Below are 1559 nucleotides of genomic sequence, written 5' to 3' on the forward strand. Positions count from 1 at the left end.
AATGAGCGTTCACATTGGTCCGGAAATGGTGTTCACGTTGAACCGGAATCGGTGTTCATGATCAGCCGGAATATGCACCCTCGCATTTTCAACAAACTGGTCGACATCAATAATATAAGTGTCAGGCAAAACCTGGTTGGATTTTAATAATTCAGCTGCACACTCTATAAATCTCGGATTTTGTCTTTTCAAAGCATCAAGAAACATCTTCGCTCACCTTATAAATGTAGCTTACCCGGCCCGATAGTTTTCAGGCTGTCAAACCGGGTGACCCTGGGGTCAGATATTAAAAAGTCCGACGATATGGAAAATATTGAGTGCAACACCAGTTAATATGGCAGCGAGAGCCGGAGCAGCAATTTTTAGTACAGGACGGCCCATCACCTCATTGAGGAAGAACAAGATAGTGAAAATGGTAATCCCGGTGGTCCCACCCATTTTCATCACCGCCAGTACCCCACCGATCAGGAGTGCAAACTCCATCAGCGTGTTCATCGAATTACGGATATTATCCGAAGCATTACGAATAGACGGAAATTGTTCCAGGAAATGGCCGATCCGACGCAGCAAGAATACTTCCGCACAAATGGTCAGGGCCCCCAGCACCGCAGCAACAGGTACGTTAGGTGAGAGATAACCAACCACAAACACAAAAGTCATCCCGACCACACCATATACACCAGTGGCCAGTGCAGTGGTCGCAATCAGAGGTACGAACCCAAGCCCGCGCATGAATTCAGAAAGAGCAACCTGGTTGATTGCCGTCTGCTGCGCGACAGGATCGGTCAACTTGTAGGCATCGGCAAGCGGATAGATAGAGACTTCAGAACCAGCAAAATAACCAGCGTTGACAACCACAGCTACCAGCGCACCGGTTGCAGCTAGGAACGGCAGGTTTTTCATGATGCGCTTGGTGCGTTCTTCAAACAAACTGTGCATACCCGACATATCAGGCGGCGCGATACCATTTTTCTTATCGTTGATGTCTTTGTATATGGCAGTCCCCACCAGCATCATCATCCCAACGAAAATTTGCAGGGACTCAGGATAAATAGTGGTAAATTTCATCGTGGCCAGCCGAGCCAGCACAATAACTGCAGCCGAAATAGCACCAGCTTTCCAACCGAACTGATAAAAGATGGCGAGCAGCGGAAACAGTGCAAAAGCGGTCATCACTGGCGTACCCAATTCACCTAACGCGCCAACCGCATCGACAGGCAAGCCTGTCAATACAGCATTCACACCGGAAAGAGAGGTAACAACCAGAATCCCCCACAAACCGCCAGCTAATGCGGCTTGCCAGCGCCGAGCCATCATCACACCAAGAATGTCGGTCGGTAAAAAGAGCAACCAAGGGTTTAGAAGACCAGTGGAAAGCGTAAACGAAATACCGACTGAGGCGACGAAACCAATCGACAAGCCAAACGCCACGGATCCCGCATCACGCCGCGACATATTTCCTTCGACGACTTGGGGTAGAATCCAGGGCGGGAGCACACTTTGTTGATATTTTAACCAAAGAATAACTGAGCCCGATAGTCGTCATTCCAGCCGGCTCT

General features: G+C 49.1%; 1 protein-coding gene. It reads right to left on the reverse strand.

The window, feature by feature from the left end:
* Positions 1-279 precede the first annotated feature (279 nt).
* Positions 280-1497 (reverse strand): YhfT family protein, encoded by a 1218-nt coding sequence (locus OKC40_RS22385; RefSeq protein WP_333563281.1) that lies wholly within the window; start codon positions 1495-1497, stop codon positions 280-282.
* Between the last annotated feature and the right edge of the window lie 62 nt (positions 1498-1559).

It is taken from the genome of Aeromonas sp. QDB11, from assembly GCF_027705265.1.
Lineage (GTDB): Bacteria > Pseudomonadota > Gammaproteobacteria > Enterobacterales > Aeromonadaceae > Aeromonas > Aeromonas allosaccharophila.